This is a genomic window from Dokdonella fugitiva (assembly GCF_014138265.1).
In the GTDB taxonomy this organism is placed as follows: Bacteria; Pseudomonadota; Gammaproteobacteria; order Xanthomonadales; family Rhodanobacteraceae; genus Dokdonella_A; species Dokdonella_A fugitiva_A.
In genome coordinates this window covers 108724-123537 of sequence record NZ_JACGXL010000006.1, presented here as the reverse complement: position 1 = coordinate 123537, position 14814 = coordinate 108724, and the positions used below count along the sequence as shown (strand labels likewise).

Below are 14814 nucleotides of genomic sequence, written 5' to 3'. Positions count from 1 at the left end.
GCGCGGCGTGAATGCCGGATGACCGCGATTGTGACCTTGCGTGGCGGCTGGTGCACCGCGCCACGTGCCGTCGCGGGCATGTGGCTATTATGCCGGCCATTGCCGCCGGCCCGCGACCCCGATGCCCGAGGGCGTGCAGCCGGTGCAGAGCTACAGGATGAACCTGCCGTTCCAAGACGACCTGCTGGCCGAGCGCATCCGCGAATGCCTCATGGAGCTGCTCTACGAGCGCGGTCCGGGACGCAGCATCTGCCCGAGCGAGGCGGCGCACCTGCTCGGCACCCGCCTCGGCTGGCGCTGGCAGGACCTCATGCGCCCGGTGCGCACGGTCGCGGCGGCTCTCGTCGACCGCGGCCTGATCGAGGCGACCCAGCACGAAAGCGTGGTCGACATCCGCGACGTGCGCGGCCCGGTCCGCCTGCGCCTGCGCACCCTGCCCGGCGTGCGCAGCGTCAGCCTCGCCGAGGTCTGATTCGCGCTCGACGGGCCCTCGCCGGCGGCAGGAACGCGCTTTCCCGACCCTGCTAGACTGGTGGTTTAACTTCGACCGGACGCCGCCAGCCGCGGCGCTGACCATGACCGACGCCACGACCGCCGCGCCTGCCGCGGGCAACTTCATCCGCCAGATCGTCGTCGCCGACCGTGCGGTCGGCAAGCACGGCGGCCGCGTGAAGACGCGCTTCCCGCCCGAGCCGAACGGTTACCTGCACCTCGGCCACGCGAAGTCGATCTGCCTCAACTTCGGCATCGCCGCCGAGTTCGGCGGCAACTGCAACCTGCGCTTCGACGACACCAATCCGGCCAAGGAGGACATCGAGTACGTCGATGCGATCCAGGCGGACGTGCGCTGGCTCGGCTTCGACTGGGACTCGCTGCACCACGCATCCGACTATTTCGAGATCCTCTACGTCTGTGCCGAGAAGCTCATCCGCCACGGCAAGGCGTTCGTCTGCGATCTCAGCGCCGACGAAGTGCGCGAGTACCGCGGCACCTTGACCGAGCCCGGGCGCAATTCGCCCTGGCGCGAACGCAGCGTCGAGGAGAACCTCGACCTGTTCCGCCGCATGCGCGCGGGCGAGTTCGCCGACGGCGCGCGCACCTTGCGCGCGAAGATCGACATGGCGTCGGGCAACATCAACCTGCGCGACCCCGCGCTGTACCGTATCCGCAAGGTCACGCACCAGAACACCGGCGACGCCTGGCCGATCTACCCGATGTACGACTACGCGCACTGCGTGTCGGACGCGGTCGAAGGCATCACGCATTCGCTGTGCACGCTCGAGTTCGAGGACCACCGCCCGCTGTACGACTGGTGCCTCGACCAGCTCGACCTGCCGAACATGGCGGAGATCGTCGAGCCGATGCGCCGCGCCGGCCTCGGCGGCGCGGCGAGCCGGCCGCAGCAGATCGAGTTCGCGCGCGGCAACCTCGACTACACGGTGATGAGCAAGCGCAAGCTCATGGCGCTCGTCGCCGAAGGCCTCGTCGACGGCTGGGACGATCCGCGCATGCCGACGCTCGCGGGTGTGCGCCGCCGCGGCTTCCCGCCCGCGGCGATCCGCGCGTTCTGGGATCGCGCCGGCGTGACCAAGCAGAACTCGGTGATCGAGTTCAGCGTGCTCGAAGGTTGCGTGCGCGAAGTGCTCGACGCGAGCGCGCCGCGCCGCATGGCCGTGCTCGATCCGCTCAAGCTCGTGATCACCAACCTCGACGCCGCGCACGACGAGGCGATCGAGTTCGCCAACCACCCGAAGAACGCCGACTTCGGCACGCGCCGCGTGCCGTTCTCGCGCGAACTGTGGATCGAACGCGACGACTTCTTCGAGGTACCGCCGAAGGGCTTCCACCGCCTCGTCCCCGGCGGCGAAGTGCGCCTGCGCGGCGTCGGCATCGTGCGCTGCACCGACGTCGTCAAGAATGCCGACGGCAGCATCGCCGCGGTGAACTGCACGCTCGACACCGACACGCGGACGGGCATGCCCGGCGCCGACCGCAAGGTCAAGGGCACGATCCACTGGGTCAGCGCGAAGCATGCGGTCGCCGCCGAGGTGCGCCTGTACGAGCGCCTGTTCACCACGGCCGATCCCGACGACACCAGCGACGGCAAGACCTACGCCGACCACATCAACCGTTCGGCCAAGCGCGTCGTGCAAGCGTGGATCGAGCCCGCGGCCGCGGCTGCGCAGCGCGAGCACGGGCTGCAGTTCGAGCGCCTCGGCTACTTCGTCGCCGACCTGCGCGACCACACCGATGCGAAGCCGGTGTTCAACCGCACGGTCACCTTGCGCGATTCGTACGCGAAGGGCTGACCCCGCGCGCCTCCGGCACCGCGCGACGCGGTGCCGGATCGCCCGCGGTCAGCGGCTGCCTTCGAAGCCGTCGACGAAGATCGAATCCGAGCTGTAGGCGTAGATCGCGCCCGGCAGGTTCTGGCCGTCGTCGAGGTCGTGCGTCGCGCCGACCACGACGTGCGCATCGTCGGCGAGGCCGACCGCGAAGCCGAGGTAGTCGCCGAGCATCGCGTCGCTCGCGGTGAAGCGCGCGCTCTGCGACCACGTGCCACCGCTCGCCGCGAACAAGTAGGCGGCGCCGGCGAACGGCGTCTCGCCCGCGCTCGCGCCGGGCGCGCCGAACACGAGCCGGTCGCCGGCGAGGGCGATCGAGCGCGCGAAGAACGCGGTGTCCTCGGCCTCGGTCGCGACGAGCTTCTGGCGCTGCGTCCAGTCGCCGCGCGACAGCGTGTAGACGTACGCCGCGCCCTGGTAGTTGCTCACCGCGGGCGCGCCGACGACGAGCGTCTGGCCGTCGAACGCGAGCATCTCGCCGAAGTAGTCGCCGTCGACGCCGTCGTCCGCCAGCAGCACGGCGGTTTCGCCCCACGTGCCGGCGTCGCGCGAGAACACGTGCACCGCGCCGGGGCCCGGACCCGAGGTCTGGTCGACCCAGGTCTCCTGCGACACGCCGACCATGATCGTGTCGCCGGCGAGGCCGACCGCGATGCCGAACAGGTCCCAGTGGTGCGGATTGGCCGAGGCGAGGCGCTGCGCCTGCGTCCAGGTCCCGTTCGCGTCGGCGGTGAACACGTACGCGGCGCCGACCGACGGCTCCTGCGCGGCGCCGTGTTCGTTGCTCGCGCCGATCACGGCGGTCGTGCCGTCGAGCGCGACCGAATCGCCGAAGTTCGCGACCAGCACCGGCGTGTCCGCGACGAGCTTCTGCGCCTGCAGCCATTGCGTGCCGTCGTAGTGGAACACGTAGACCGCGCCGGCCTGGGGAAGGCCGCCGATCGCCGCGAAGTGCGTCGCGATCATCGCGGTCGACCCCTGCAGCGCGATCGCGTTGCCGAACTCGTCGCCCGGCGCGGCGTCGTCCGCGGTGAGCGACTGCACGAGCGACCACGCGCCGTCGGCGTAGTGGTAGACGTAGACGATGCCCTGCCCACCCGATGGTCCCTGCGGGTGCTTCGGCGCGGATACGAACGCCGTGTCGCCCTGCACCGCGACCGCGCTGCCGAACGCCTCGATGCCGACCGGCTCGGGCGCCGGGATCTTCTGTTCGAGCCAGTCGAGCGCGGTCGTCCAGTCCGGTGCGGCGGACACGCGTGGCGCGGCGGACGCCGCGCGCGCGGGCATGGCCGCGAAGGCGGCGAGCAGGGCGGCGGCGGCGAGTCGGCAGGTGTGCGGGGCGTTCACGTCAGGTGTCCTCGTTCAGGTCCGGCCCGGGCGGGCATCTGCGCTAAAGTACGGGCGCACCGCGCGGCCAGCCTCTCGCGATCGTGCATTTTGCCTCCCGTTTTCGTCCCGCCACGCGTCGATTCGAGAAGAATGGGTCAGCAAAACAACCGGATACATCGTTTCGGCCCGTTCCAGCTCGAAGTCGACGAACGCCGCCTTTCGCGCGAGGGAGTGCCGGTCGCCCTGACCGTGAAGCAGTTCGACCTGCTGCTCGCGCTGGTCGAGGGCGCGGGCCACCTGCGCAGCCGCGACGAGCTCGTCGAGACGGTCTGGCCGGACACGATCGTCGAGGAGCACAGCCTCACCTCGCGCGTGAGCGCGCTGCGCAAGATCCTCGGCGACGAGGGAGAGACGGCGCGCTACATCGAGACCGTGCGCGGGCGCGGCTACCGCTTCATCGCCGACGTCGCTGACGGCCCGGCGCCGGGCGTTTCGCCTACGCCGCCGACCGCGCCGCGACCGCACAGGCGCGCCCTGCGGGCCGCCGCACTCGCCATCGCCGTCGCCGCGATCGGCGCGCTCGGCTGGCACTTCACGCACGTCGCCGCGCCGCCCGTCACGGAGGTCCCCGCGCGCTCGATCGCCGTGCTGCCGTTCGCGAGCCTCAGCTCCGATCCCGAGAACGCCTATTTCGCGAGCGGCGTGCAGGACATGATCCTGACCCGGCTCGCCGGCATCGCCGACTTGCGCGTGATCTCGCGCACCTCGATGCGCGACGTCGCGAGCCGCCCCGGCGACCTGCGCGCGATCGGCCGCCGGTTCGGCGTCGCGACCGTGCTCGAGGGCAGCGTGCAGAAGGACGGCGACCGCGTGCTCATCAACGTGCAGCTCATCGACGCGCGCACCGATGCGCACTTGTGGGCGCAGGCGTACACGCGGCCGTTCGCCAACATCTTCGAGATCGAATCCGACGTCGCGACGCGCGTCGCCGAGGCGCTGCAGGCGACCTTGCAGCCGGCCGAGGCGAGCCGCCTCGCGCGCGCGCCGACCGCGGACGCGCAAGCGTACGACCTGTTCCTCAAGGCCGAGTATCCGGCCACGCAGGTCGAGCAGGGCCGCTCGAACGCGAAGGAGACGTTCGAGCGCGCTGCGGAGCTCTACCGCCAGGCGATCGCGCGCGATCCGGACTTCGCGCTCGCCAAGGCGCGTCTCGCGTTCCTCGAGATCTACGCCGCGTGGTTCGGCCTCGCCCCGGCCGATCGCGTCGACGACGCCGAGCGCCTCGCACGCGAGGCGTTGCAGGCGGACCTGCCGCAGGCGCACTTGGCGATGGGCTACGTGCGCTACTGGGGCCGTTGGGACTACGCGGGCGCGCTGGCCGAGTTCGAACAGGCCGAGCGCGCGCTGCCGAGCGACGCCGCGGTGCGCGGCGCGATCGCTTTCATCCATCGACGCCAGGGCAAGTTCGACGACGCGCTCGCCGGGCTCGCGCAGGCGCAGTTGCGCGATCCGCGCAACCCGCTGTGGTTCACCGAGCGGGGCAACACGCTCGCACAGGTGCGCCGCTACGCCGAGGCGGAACAGGAATACAACCGTGCGCTCGCGGTCGATCCCGCCGGCTATCGCGTGGTCGCGTACAAGGCGCTCACGCACCTGTGCGCGGGCGAGATCGACGCCGCGCGCGCGACGCTCGCGAACGCGCCGGACGATCCGGACTCGACCGGCGTGCTCACCGTCGCGCGCTATCGCCTCGCCTGGCTCGACCGCGACGCGGTGCGCGCGCTCGCGGTGCTCGCCGCGAGCAAGGATGACTGGATCGAGGATCCGTTCATGAGCTCGGTGCCGGTCAGCCTGCTGCGCGCCAACGCGCACGCGCTGGCCGGCGACGCCGCGGCCGCGCGTGCAGACTACGAACGCGCGGCGGTCGAAGCCGAAAGCGCGCTGCACGAGCGTCCGCGCGGCTTCTACGTCGCGAGCGCGCTCGGCCTCGCGCGCGCGGGCCTCGGGCAGCGCGGCGAAGCGATCGAATCGGCGCGCCGCGCGACCGAGCAGATGCCGTTCGCCGCGGACATGTTCAGCGGTGCGCCGTACCTCAACGCGCTCGCCGAAACGTATGCGCGCGTCGGCGACGCGGACTCGGCGATCGCGCTGCTGCGCCGCCTGCTCGACGCGCCGGCCGGACGGTCGGTGTCGCCCGCGTTGCTGCAGCGCGATCCCGCCTGGGACCGCATCCGCGCGCAGCCCGCGTTCCAGGCGCTCGTCGTCGCACACGCGGACGCGGCGCCGGCGTCGCTCGCGCAGACGCCGGCATCGACGCAACCGTGAGTGCGACGCGGCTCAGGCGGCGTGGCCGATGCGCCCGAAACGCCCGCCGTTGAAGTCGTCGATCGCCTGCTGGATCTCGGCCGCCGTGTTCATCACGAACGGGCCGTAGCCGACGATCGGTTCGTCGATCGGTTCACCCGCGAGCAGCAGGATCGTCGCATCGCCGTTCGCCTCGACCTCGACCGTCGTGCCGGCACGGTCGAACACGACGAGCTGCGCTTCGCGCGCGACCTGCTCGCCGTTGACGAGCACGGCTCCGCGCAGCACGACGAGTGCGGTCGTGTGGCCGTCGCGCAGCTCGAACGTCGCGCGGCGACCGCCGGCGAGGCGCACGTCCCAGACGTCGATCGGCGTGAACGTGCGCGCCGGACCGCGACGCCCCGCGTATTCCCCAGCGATCACGCGCACGCTGCCCGCGTCGCCGGGCAGCGCGACGCGCGGGATGTCGGCGTCGAGCAGGCCCTGGTAGCCCGGCGCGGACATCTTGTCCTTCGCCGGCAGGTTCACCCACAGCTGCACCATCTCGAGCAGGCCGCCGCTGCGCGTGAACGCCTCGGAGTGGAACTCCTCGTGCAGGATGCCCGACGCCGCGGTCATCCACTGCACGTCGCCGGGGCCGATCTGCCCGCCGGCGCCGGTCGAGTCGCGGTGCGCGACCTCGCCTTCGTAGACGATCGTGACCGTCTCGAAGCCGCGGTGCGGATGCGCGCCGACGCCGCGCGGACGCGTCGCCGGGTCGAACGTCATCGGCCCCGCGTAGTCGAGCAGCAGGAACGGGCTGAGCGCCTGGCCATGGCTGTCGTAGGAGAACATCGAGCGCGCGGGAAACCCGTCGCCAACCCAATGCGGCCGCGGTGCGGCCTGCACGGCAAGAACCTTCTTCATCACGATCTCCGCTGGCCGGCCCGATCGGGCGGCCTTCCCGGAGAACCAACATAGGGCCGCGCGCCGCGCCGCAGTAGTGCCCACGGCCGCGACGCGCCGTTGCCCATGGGAAACGATGCAACCCGCGGCTCCGGCCTCGCCGAAGCCGCGACCCTTCAGCGCGACGCGCGTTCGTCCATGCGCTCGTAGTGGAACACCTTCGACAGGATGCGCCAGCGTCCGTCGAGCCGGACGAGGGTGAGGAAGTCGACGAACGCCTTCGGCGCGATCGCGCATTCGACGCGCGCGAACGCGGTGACCGGGCCGGCGAACTCGATCGAGACGATGCGATCGTGGCGCGGCTCGCCGCGGCTCGCCGGCGACGGCCGCGCGTCGACGACCGGGAAATACTCGTCCATCGTGCGCAGCAGCAGGCTGCCGTCGGTCGCGCACGCGTACAGCGCGGCCGGATGGAACACGCGGCGCAAGCGCGCCGTGTCGCTGTGGTGGAGGCCGTCGAAGTAGTCGTCGAGCGCGAGTACGACTTCGCCTCGCGCGTCCATCAGCCCGCCTCCGCGGAGCGTCGCGTGCGCAGTACGGCGACCGGTTCGCCGGCGACGCCCCAGTTGCCGGTGTCGACTTCGTCGATGACGACGAAGGTGAGCGCCGGGTCCTTGCCGAGCACGTCGGCGACGAGCGTGGTCGCGCCGCGGATGAGTGCCGCCTTCTGCGCGGCGGTCGCGCCTTCGCGCGTGATCTCGATGCGGATGATCGGCATGTCGGTTCCTCAGGCCGCGAGCAGGCCTTCGGCCTGCATCGCCGCACGCACCGCCGGGCGCGCCGCGACGCGCGCGAGGAACGCCTGCAGATGGACGAGGTCGGCCAGATCGAGCGCGACGTGTCGCGCCCAGCCGGCGACGACGAACAGGTACGCGTCGGCGACCGTGAAGCTGCGCCCGGTGAGGAAGTCGCGGCCGGCGAGTTCGCCGTCGACCCATTCGAACTTGCGCCGCAGGATCGCCGACAGCGTCGCCTTCGCGGCCGCGTCGAGCGCGGGGTTGAACAGCGGCGTGAAGGTCTTGTGCAGTTCCGAGGTGATGTAGTTCTGCCATTCCATCACGCGGTAGCGCTCGAGCCCCGCGGCCGGAATCAGGCCGCCGGCCACGCGATCGCCGATGTACAGGGCAATCACCGGCCCTTCGGTCAGGCGCTCGCCGTCGGCGAGTTCGAGGACGGGCACCTGCCCCTTCGGGTTGATCGCCAGGAAGTCGTCGCCCGACGCGGTCGCGCGCGCGTTGGTGTCGACGCGCTCGAGCGAGAACGGCAGTCCGGTCTCGCGCAGCGCGATGTGCGGCGCGAGCGAGCAGGCGCCCGGGGAGAAGTAGAGTTTCAGCATCGTGGTTGCTCCGTGGTGGACGAGGCGTGCGATGCTAGGCGGCCGTGGCGCGGGCTTGAATATGGCATCGTGCATTTCAGTCGTTCCTCCGGATCAACCATGAGCCGTCCCTACGACGCGCCGATGCTCGGCGGCATCGAGCTGTTCTGCCACGCGGCCGAGGCGGAAAGCTTCACCATCGCGGCCACGCGCGCGGGCCTCACGCCCGCGGCGGTCAGCCGCGCGATCGGCCGCCTGGAGGCACGCCTCGGCGTGCGCCTGTTCGCGCGCACGACGCGCCAGGTGCGCCTCACCGACGACGGCCGCGCGTACTACGCGCAGTGCCGCGCCGCGCTCGATCGTCTGCGCGACGCGGAACGCGAGATCGGCGAACGGCAGCGCGTCGCGCGCGGCGTCGTGCGCATCAGCCTGCCGACGCCGTTCGGCCACCACCGCGTGCTGCCGCTGCTGCCGCGCTTCCGTGAGCGGCATCCCGAGGTCGACATCGAAGTCCATCTCGACAACCGCAACATCGATTTCACCGCGGACGGCCATGACCTCGCGATCCGCGGCCGCCCGCCGCCCGATTCGGGACTCGTCGCGCGCAAGCTCGTCGACGCCGGACTCGTCGTCGTCGCCACGCCCGCCTACCTGCAGCGACGCAGCACGCCGACGCGCCTCGGCGACCTCGAACGACACGAATGCCTGCAGTTCGTGCTGCCGAGCACGGGACAGCTGATTCCGTGGTTGTTCCGCGACGACGGCGTCGACGTCGAACTCGCCACCGCGGGCGGCATCGCCTGCTCGGGCGACCTGCTCGGCATGGTCACGCTCGCGCGCCACGGCGGCGGCCTCGTGCAGACCTACCGCTTCATCGTCGAGGACGATCTCGCCGCCGGCCGCCTCGTCGAAGTGCTGCAGCCGTACGGCGGCCGCTCGCGCCCGTTCTCGCTGCTGTATCCGGCCAACCGTCACATGCCGCTGCGCGTGCGCGTGCTGGTCCACTTCCTCGTCGACGCGTTCGCTCCACCCGCACCGCGCGCGGGTGCAATGGCCGTCCGCTGATACACTGGCACGAATACATTTTGCGACGAAACGTCCATGCGCCGATCCATGACGAGGTATTCGATGCGGCTGAAGCTCCTGTCCTCGATCCTTGCCTGCGGCCTCGCACCGTTCGCGGGCGCGGCGCCGACGACCGTCGCCGTCGCGGACGCGAGTGCGGCGCCGGGCACGCAGCCGACCGAGATGCAGTTCCAGCTCGCGCGCAGCGGCGATCTCGGCTACGACGCGCTGGTGCGCTACCACACGCTCGACGGCACCGCCGTCGCGGGAACGGACTACGTCGCGGCGTCGGGCATGGTCACGATCGAGGCCGGGAGCGGCCAGGCGACGATTCCGGTCACGCTGAACGCCGCGACGGGTGCGAGCGGGAGTCGAACGTTCCAACTCGTCGTCGATGGCGTCGTCGGCGTCGGCGTCGTCCCTGGCTACGCGTCACCGTTGGTTTCGGCCGTCGGCGACGCGGCTCGTTCGCCGGTGGCGGCGGACGTCAACGGCGACGGCAGGCCTGACGTGCTCGTCCTCGCCGCGCAAGCCGACACGATGTCGGTGTTCCTCGACGAAACGCCACCTGGTGCGGGCGTCGCCAGCTACGCGGCGCCGGGCCTGTTCGCGACCGGCGACACTCCCGGAACGCTCGTCGTCGCCGACGTCGACAACGACGGCAGGCCGGACGCCCTCGTCGCGAACGTGTTCGACAATACGATCTCGGTGCTGCTCAACACGACGGCGCCGGGAGCCACCACGCCGACCTTCGCGGCCCAGCAGACCTTCGTCGTCGGAAATTTCAATGGCCGCTCGATCGCCGTCGCGGATTTCAACGGCGACGGCCGCATCGACGTCGCCGCATCGCACGACAGTGCCGGCCCCACGTCGGGTATCACCGTGTTGCTCAACACGACGATCCCGGGATCATCGCTGGTCAAGTTCGCACCGCGACAGGACTTTCCCGCCGGCGCCACCTCGTGGGACGTGACGTGCGCGGACCTCAACGGAGACGGCCGGCCGGACGTCGTCGTCGGCGACCTCAACGATGCGCAACTGTGGGTGCTGCTCAACACGACGGCGCCGGGTGACACGAGCGTTTCGTTCGCGCCGTCGCAGGCGGTTCCGACAGGCGCCGGGCCGAGGACGATCGTCAGCGCCGACATCGACGGCGACGGACGGCGCGACCTCGTCGTCGCGACTTCCGGTGCCGACACGGTCTCGATCCTTCGCAACACGATGCCTGCGGGTTCGATGACCGCGAGCTTCGCTGCAGCCGACACCTTCGCGGTCCCCGTGCACCCGGTGGACCTCGTCGTGGCCGATCTCAACGGCGACGGGCGACTCGATGTCGGTGTGGCGGACAATGCGTCCGCCGGGTCGACACTGCTGCTCAACACGACCACACCCGGCGCCACGCACGTCGATTTCGCCGTGCGGTCGCAGATCCCGCTCGCCGCGCTGCCGTCGGGCATCGCGGCGGCGGACATCAACGGCGACGGTATCGTCGACATCCTCGTGAGCGACGATGTCAATGGCACGCTGCTGACGTTGCTCGGCGAAGCCGTGGTCGACCGCGCATCCCCCGCGTTCGCAGCCGCACGCACCTTCGCCGTCGGCATGCAACCGCGGTACGCGGCAGCGGCCGACTTCAACGCCGACGGCAAGCCCGACCTCGTTGTCGACAATGCGTCGGACGACTCGATCTCGGTCCTGCTCAACACGACCACGGCTCCCGGTGCCGAGCCCGCGTTCGCGCCGCAGCAGGTGTTCGCCGACGACGATGAACCCTTGCAGGTCATCGCCCCCGATCTCAACGGCGACGGCAGGCCGGACATCGTCACCGCGAACTCGATCACCAACCAGTTGTCCGTGCGCCTCAACACCACCACGCCAGGAGCCATGACGAGCGCGTTCACGACGATACAGGCGATATCGACGGGCGCCGGCCACGCAGCGAGTTCGATCGTCGCCGCCGATCTCGACCGCGACGGCAAGATCGACCTCGTCGCCGCCGATGGGGGCTTCCTCGAACTGGACGTGTTCCTCAACGCCACGAACGCCGGAGCGTCGAGCGTGAGCTTCGGGCCACGGCAGGGCTTCGCCGTCGGCCAGCCGAATTTCGTCACTGCCGCCGACCTCAACGGCGACGGCTTCGACGACCTGATCGCCGTGAACCTCGCGCTCGACAGCGTGTCGGTACTGCTCAACGCGACGCCGGCCGGCGGTGTGCTCGCCTTCCGGCCGGCGCAGGATTTCAGTGTCGGCAGCGCACCGCGCGCGGCCGCGGTCGCGGACGTCAACGGTGACGGCAAGCCCGATCTGCTCGTCGCCAATCGTGACGACGGCACCTTGTCGCCATTGCTCAACATCACCATGCCGGGTGCGACGACAGTCGCCTTCCTCGTCGGAGCACCGATCACCGCCGGCGCGCACGCCTACGCAGACCAGGCGGTCGACATCGACGGCGACGGCAAGGCCGACATCGTCGCGACCGACCAGGAAGACTCCGGCGCGACGTTGCTGCGCAACGCGACGGTCCCCGGCGCGACGACGGTCGCGTTCGACGCGTCCGGGATCGACGCGGGCATGAGGCCCTACTCCAGCAGGGCGATCGACGTCGATGGCGACGGGCGCCTCGATCTCGTCGTCGTCAACGACACGCTCACTGGCGGTACGGTATCCGTGCTGTCCAACGCGCAGTTCCACACGACGGTGGCGGGCAGCCCAGCGACCGGCACCATCCTGGGTGACGCGATCTTCGCCGATGGCTTCGACTGACGAGGCAGCGCTCGCCGCGGCATTCGCGCGCTGCAGTGACGCGGCGGCCGCGGATCCCGCGCTCGCACGCCGGCTCGGCGAGAGCCTCGACGCCGACGCGTTCGATGTGGCGATGTCGCGCGAATTCGGTGACGACGCCCGACTCGTCTCGAGCGCGGGGCGACGCGCGGATCGACCGCCGCTGCCGCGCAACGAACGGCTTGGGTGGCCTCTCGAGGAACGCCGGGGCTGGCAACCGCTCGCGCTCGAATGGAGCGCGGGCGGCGCCGAACTCGTCTGGGGTTGCGGCGAGGTGGCGGACACGCTGCCGTTCCACGAACAGGTCGTCGCCGCGTTGCGCTACCGCCCGTTCAACCGCTGGTTCGCGCAGCGCACGCCGCTCACGCCTGCGTTCGTCGCCGAACTCGAAGCCGATGCGCTGCCGCTCGCGGGACTGATCCTGCACGAGTCGCGCTGCGGTTCGACCCTGGTCGCGCAGGCGCTCAAGGCCTGGCCCGGCACGCGCGTGGTGAGCGAACCCGGCCTGCTCGACGTCGCGCTCACGGCGGCGCTGTCGGGCATGGATCCGTCCACGCTGGCGTTCCGCGGCGCGCTGGCCGCACTGCGCCAGCCCGCGCGCGAGGATACGCGCGTCGTCGTCAAGCTCGATGCATGGCACGCGCTCGCACTCGGTGCGCTGCGCTCGCTGCTACCCGGGGTGGCGTGGCTGTTCGCGTATCGCACGCCGCTCGAAGTACTCGTCTCGCACGCGCGCGAGCCCGGCCGCCACACCGTGCCGGGCATGCTGCCGGACGCGTGGCTTGCGCCGCCTGCGCCGGATGCCGTGCTGCTGCCGATCGAGCACGCGGGGCGCGTGCTCGGCTCGCTCTGCGCCGCGGTCGTGCCGCACGCGCAGCCACGGCATCTCGTCAACTACGCCGAGCTCGCCGATCCGTCATCGGACGTCTTGTCGGATCGCATCCCGCGCGTGTTCGGACTCGACCCCGCGGCCGTCGACGCACGGCGCTACGCGATGACGCTCGCGCAGCACGCAAAGCGCCCGTACGAAGCCTTCGCCGACGACCGCGCCACGAAGAACGAAGGCGCGACGACCGCGCTGCGCGACATCGCGGCGCGCTGGATGGAACCGCAGTACGCGGAGCTCGAGTCGATCCGTTTGCGCGATCGCAGCTGAAGCCACGAGCGCAAGGAGCGCCGATGCCGCGCGCTCAGCCGCGGAACACGAGGCTGCAACAGGTGACCGCGCCTTCGGCCTTCTGCAGTTCCGACACGTCGACCGCGAGGACGTCGACGCCCGCGGTGCGGATGCGTTCGTGCGTGCGCGGGAAGCACGCGGGCGAGATCGCGCGATCGCCGATGCGCAGCACGTTCGCCGCGTGCTCCTCGGCCGGGTCGACCTCGACGATGCGATAGCCGGCGAACGCGTCGCGACCGATCCACGCGGGTTGCAGCAGCACGGTGTCGTCGGCGAGCGCGGTGACCGCGGACTTGAGGTGCAGGCACCCGTGGATCGGCACGCCCTGCACCGTGTAGCCGTGCGGCGCGAGGATCGCACGCAGCTGCGCGATGCCGTCCGCGTTGCTGCGCGCGGATTCGCCGACGTAGACGCGCCGGCCGATGCGCAGCACGTCGCCGCCGTCGAGCGTGCCTGGCGCTTCGATCGCGTGCAGCGCGCGCCAGCGGGCGAGCAGCGGCACGACCGTCGCGCCTTCGCCGCGCCGCGACGCTGCGCCCGGTCGCGTCATCACCGCGACCTCGTCGACGACGATCGCGACGTCCTCGACGAACACGGCGTCGGGATGGTCGGCTTGCGCGGGCAGGTCGTGCACCTCGCAGCCGAGCTCGGCGAGCGCCGCGCGATACACGCGATGCTGCTCGACCGCGCGCGCGAGGTCGATCGGCGTGCGATCGACGAACGACAGTTCGCAGGCGGCAAGGCTCGGGCTGACGTCACGCGTGATGGCGATCATGGCGCGTTAGGCATCGGCGGCGTTCCATCGGGGAACGGGAGGGCCGATTCTCGCGCAAATCCAGCCATTGGCGCCCGTGAAGTGGCTCTGTCGCGGCACCCGGGAACCCGGCAGAATGCGCGCCTCCTGCCCGGAGCCGCCCATGACGCTGCCGCACGCGACGCTCGGTTTCAGCCTGCTCTGCCTCGGCATGGCGCTGACGCCGGGGCCGAACATGATCTACCTCACGTCGCGCTCGATCAGCCAAGGCCCTTCGGCCGGGCTCACCTCGCTCGCCGGCACCGCACTCGGTTTCGTCGTCTACGCGCTGCTCGCCGCGTTCGGCCTCACCGCGCTGCTGTTCACCGTGCCGATCGCCTACGACGTGCTGCGCTTCGGCGGCGCGCTCTACCTCGCCTGGCTCGCCTGGCAGGCGCTCAAGCCCGGCGGCCGCTCGCCGTTCGCGCCACGCGAACTGCCGAAGGATTCGCGCCGCAAGCTCGTCACGATGGGCTTCATGACGAACCTGCTCAATCCGAAGGCCGCGCTGCTCTATCTCTCGCTGCTGCCGCAGTTCATCGATCCGGACGCGGGCCACGTGCTCGCGCAGTCGCTGCTGCTCTGCGCGATCCAGATCACGATCAGCATGCTCGTCAACGGCAGCGTCGTGCTGCTCGCGGGATCGATCGCCGGCTTCCTCGCGCAGCGCCCGACCTGGCTCACCCTGCAGCGCTGGTTCATGGGCAGCGTGCTCGGCGGCCTGGCGATCCACATGGCGGCGCAGGCGCGCGCGCGCTGA

General features: G+C 71.0%; 13 protein-coding genes. 7 read left to right on the top strand and 6 right to left on the bottom strand.

The genetic code is table 11. From position 1 onward, the window contains the following. Positions 1-121 precede the first annotated feature (121 nt). Both FHW12_RS17160 and FHW12_RS17155 read left to right on the top strand, forming a co-directional pair. Positions 122-472 carry a DUF3253 domain-containing protein gene (locus tag FHW12_RS17160; protein ID WP_259393129.1) on the top strand — a complete coding sequence of 117 codons (351 nt, stop codon included), beginning with the start codon at positions 122-124 and terminating at the stop codon, positions 470-472. Positions 473-575: 103 nt separating this feature from the next. After that, the gene (locus FHW12_RS17155; protein ID WP_182532276.1) at positions 576-2309 is read left to right on the top strand and encodes a glutamine--tRNA ligase/YqeY domain fusion protein; all 1734 of its coding nucleotides are present in this window, start codon (positions 576-578) and stop codon (positions 2307-2309) included. A 48-nt stretch (positions 2310-2357) separates the two neighbouring features. Here FHW12_RS17155 and FHW12_RS17150 read toward each other — a convergent pair whose 3' ends face one another. After that, positions 2358-3692 (bottom strand): FG-GAP repeat protein, encoded by a 1335-nt coding sequence (locus FHW12_RS17150; protein WP_182532275.1) that lies wholly within the window; start codon positions 3690-3692, stop codon positions 2358-2360. A gap of 132 nt (positions 3693-3824) precedes the next feature. Between FHW12_RS17150 and FHW12_RS17145 the strand changes: the two genes are divergently transcribed. Then, the gene (locus FHW12_RS17145; protein WP_182532274.1) at positions 3825-5999 is read left to right on the top strand and encodes a winged helix-turn-helix domain-containing protein; all 2175 of its coding nucleotides are present in this window, start codon (positions 3825-3827) and stop codon (positions 5997-5999) included. Positions 6000-6011: 12 nt separating this feature from the next. Here the strand turns inward: FHW12_RS17145 and FHW12_RS17140 are convergent, their stop codons facing one another. The 4 genes from FHW12_RS17140 to gstA all read right to left on the bottom strand — a co-directional run bounded on the left by FHW12_RS17140 (position 6012) and on the right by gstA (position 8259). Further along, a complete protein-coding gene (locus FHW12_RS17140) occupies positions 6012-6884 on the bottom strand; it encodes a pirin family protein (protein WP_182532273.1) in 873 nt (290 codons plus the stop codon). A gap of 155 nt (positions 6885-7039) precedes the next feature. Beyond that, entirely contained in the window at positions 7040-7426 is a 387-nt protein-coding gene (locus FHW12_RS17135; protein WP_182532272.1) for a nuclear transport factor 2 family protein, read from the bottom strand. Further along, positions 7426-7641 carry a tautomerase family protein gene (locus FHW12_RS17130; RefSeq protein WP_182532271.1) on the bottom strand — a complete coding sequence of 72 codons (216 nt, stop codon included), beginning with the start codon at positions 7639-7641 and terminating at the stop codon, positions 7426-7428. Before FHW12_RS17130 ends, FHW12_RS17135 begins: the two co-directional genes overlap by 1 nt. A 9-nt stretch (positions 7642-7650) precedes the next feature. Beyond that, a complete protein-coding gene (gene gstA, locus FHW12_RS17125; RefSeq protein WP_310735269.1) occupies positions 7651-8259 on the bottom strand; it encodes a glutathione transferase GstA in 609 nt (202 codons plus the stop codon). Between the two features lie 99 nt (positions 8260-8358). Between gstA and FHW12_RS17120 the strand changes: the two genes are divergently transcribed. The 3 genes from FHW12_RS17120 to FHW12_RS17110 all read left to right on the top strand — a co-directional run bounded on the left by FHW12_RS17120 (position 8359) and on the right by FHW12_RS17110 (position 13240). After that, positions 8359-9303 carry a LysR family transcriptional regulator gene (locus FHW12_RS17120; RefSeq protein ID WP_182532270.1) on the top strand — a complete coding sequence of 315 codons (945 nt, stop codon included), beginning with the start codon at positions 8359-8361 and terminating at the stop codon, positions 9301-9303. 63 nt (positions 9304-9366) lie between these two features. Next, positions 9367-12066 carry an FG-GAP-like repeat-containing protein gene (locus FHW12_RS17115; RefSeq protein WP_182532269.1) on the top strand — a complete coding sequence of 900 codons (2700 nt, stop codon included), beginning with the start codon at positions 9367-9369 and terminating at the stop codon, positions 12064-12066. Beyond that, positions 12053-13240 (top strand): hypothetical protein, encoded by a 1188-nt coding sequence (locus tag FHW12_RS17110; protein ID WP_182532268.1) that lies wholly within the window; start codon positions 12053-12055, stop codon positions 13238-13240. Before FHW12_RS17115 ends, FHW12_RS17110 begins: the two co-directional genes overlap by 14 nt. A 34-nt stretch (positions 13241-13274) precedes the next feature. Here the strand turns inward: FHW12_RS17110 and FHW12_RS17105 are convergent, their stop codons facing one another. Then, positions 13275-14036: a dimethylarginine dimethylaminohydrolase family protein gene (locus tag FHW12_RS17105; protein ID WP_182532267.1), complete on the bottom strand. Its 762-nt coding sequence runs from the start codon at positions 14034-14036 to the stop codon at positions 13275-13277. 142 nt (positions 14037-14178) lie between these two features. Between FHW12_RS17105 and FHW12_RS17100 the strand changes: the two genes are divergently transcribed. After that, positions 14179-14814, top strand: a complete 636-nt coding sequence (locus FHW12_RS17100; protein WP_182532266.1) for a LysE family translocator — start codon at positions 14179-14181, stop codon at positions 14812-14814.

What these genes read in the sequence shown, in the direction of transcription:
- FHW12_RS17160 (WP_259393129.1), top strand. Translation starts at nt 122, where the DNA reads ATGCCCGAGGGCGTGCAGCCGGTGCAGAGCTACAGGATGAACCTGCCG.
- FHW12_RS17155 (WP_182532276.1), top strand. Translation starts at nt 576, where the DNA reads ATGACCGACGCCACGACCGCCGCGCCTGCCGCGGGCAACTTCATCCGC.
- FHW12_RS17145 (WP_182532274.1), top strand. Translation starts at nt 3,825, where the DNA reads ATGGGTCAGCAAAACAACCGGATACATCGTTTCGGCCCGTTCCAGCTC.
- FHW12_RS17140 (WP_182532273.1), bottom strand. Translation starts at nt 6,884, where the DNA reads ATGAAGAAGGTTCTTGCCGTGCAGGCCGCACCGCGGCCGCATTGGGTT.
- FHW12_RS17135 (WP_182532272.1), bottom strand. Translation starts at nt 7,426, where the DNA reads ATGGACGCGCGAGGCGAAGTCGTACTCGCGCTCGACGACTACTTCGAC.
- FHW12_RS17130 (WP_182532271.1), bottom strand. Translation starts at nt 7,641, where the DNA reads ATGCCGATCATCCGCATCGAGATCACGCGCGAAGGCGCGACCGCCGCG.
- gstA (WP_310735269.1), bottom strand. Translation starts at nt 8,259, where the DNA reads ATGCTGAAACTCTACTTCTCCCCGGGCGCCTGCTCGCTCGCGCCGCAC.
- FHW12_RS17120 (WP_182532270.1), top strand. Translation starts at nt 8,359, where the DNA reads ATGAGCCGTCCCTACGACGCGCCGATGCTCGGCGGCATCGAGCTGTTC.
- FHW12_RS17115 (WP_182532269.1), top strand. Translation starts at nt 9,367, where the DNA reads ATGCGGCTGAAGCTCCTGTCCTCGATCCTTGCCTGCGGCCTCGCACCG.
- FHW12_RS17110 (WP_182532268.1), top strand. Translation starts at nt 12,053, where the DNA reads ATGGCTTCGACTGACGAGGCAGCGCTCGCCGCGGCATTCGCGCGCTGC.
- FHW12_RS17105 (WP_182532267.1), bottom strand. Translation starts at nt 14,036, where the DNA reads ATGATCGCCATCACGCGTGACGTCAGCCCGAGCCTTGCCGCCTGCGAA.
- FHW12_RS17100 (WP_182532266.1), top strand. Translation starts at nt 14,179, where the DNA reads ATGACGCTGCCGCACGCGACGCTCGGTTTCAGCCTGCTCTGCCTCGGC.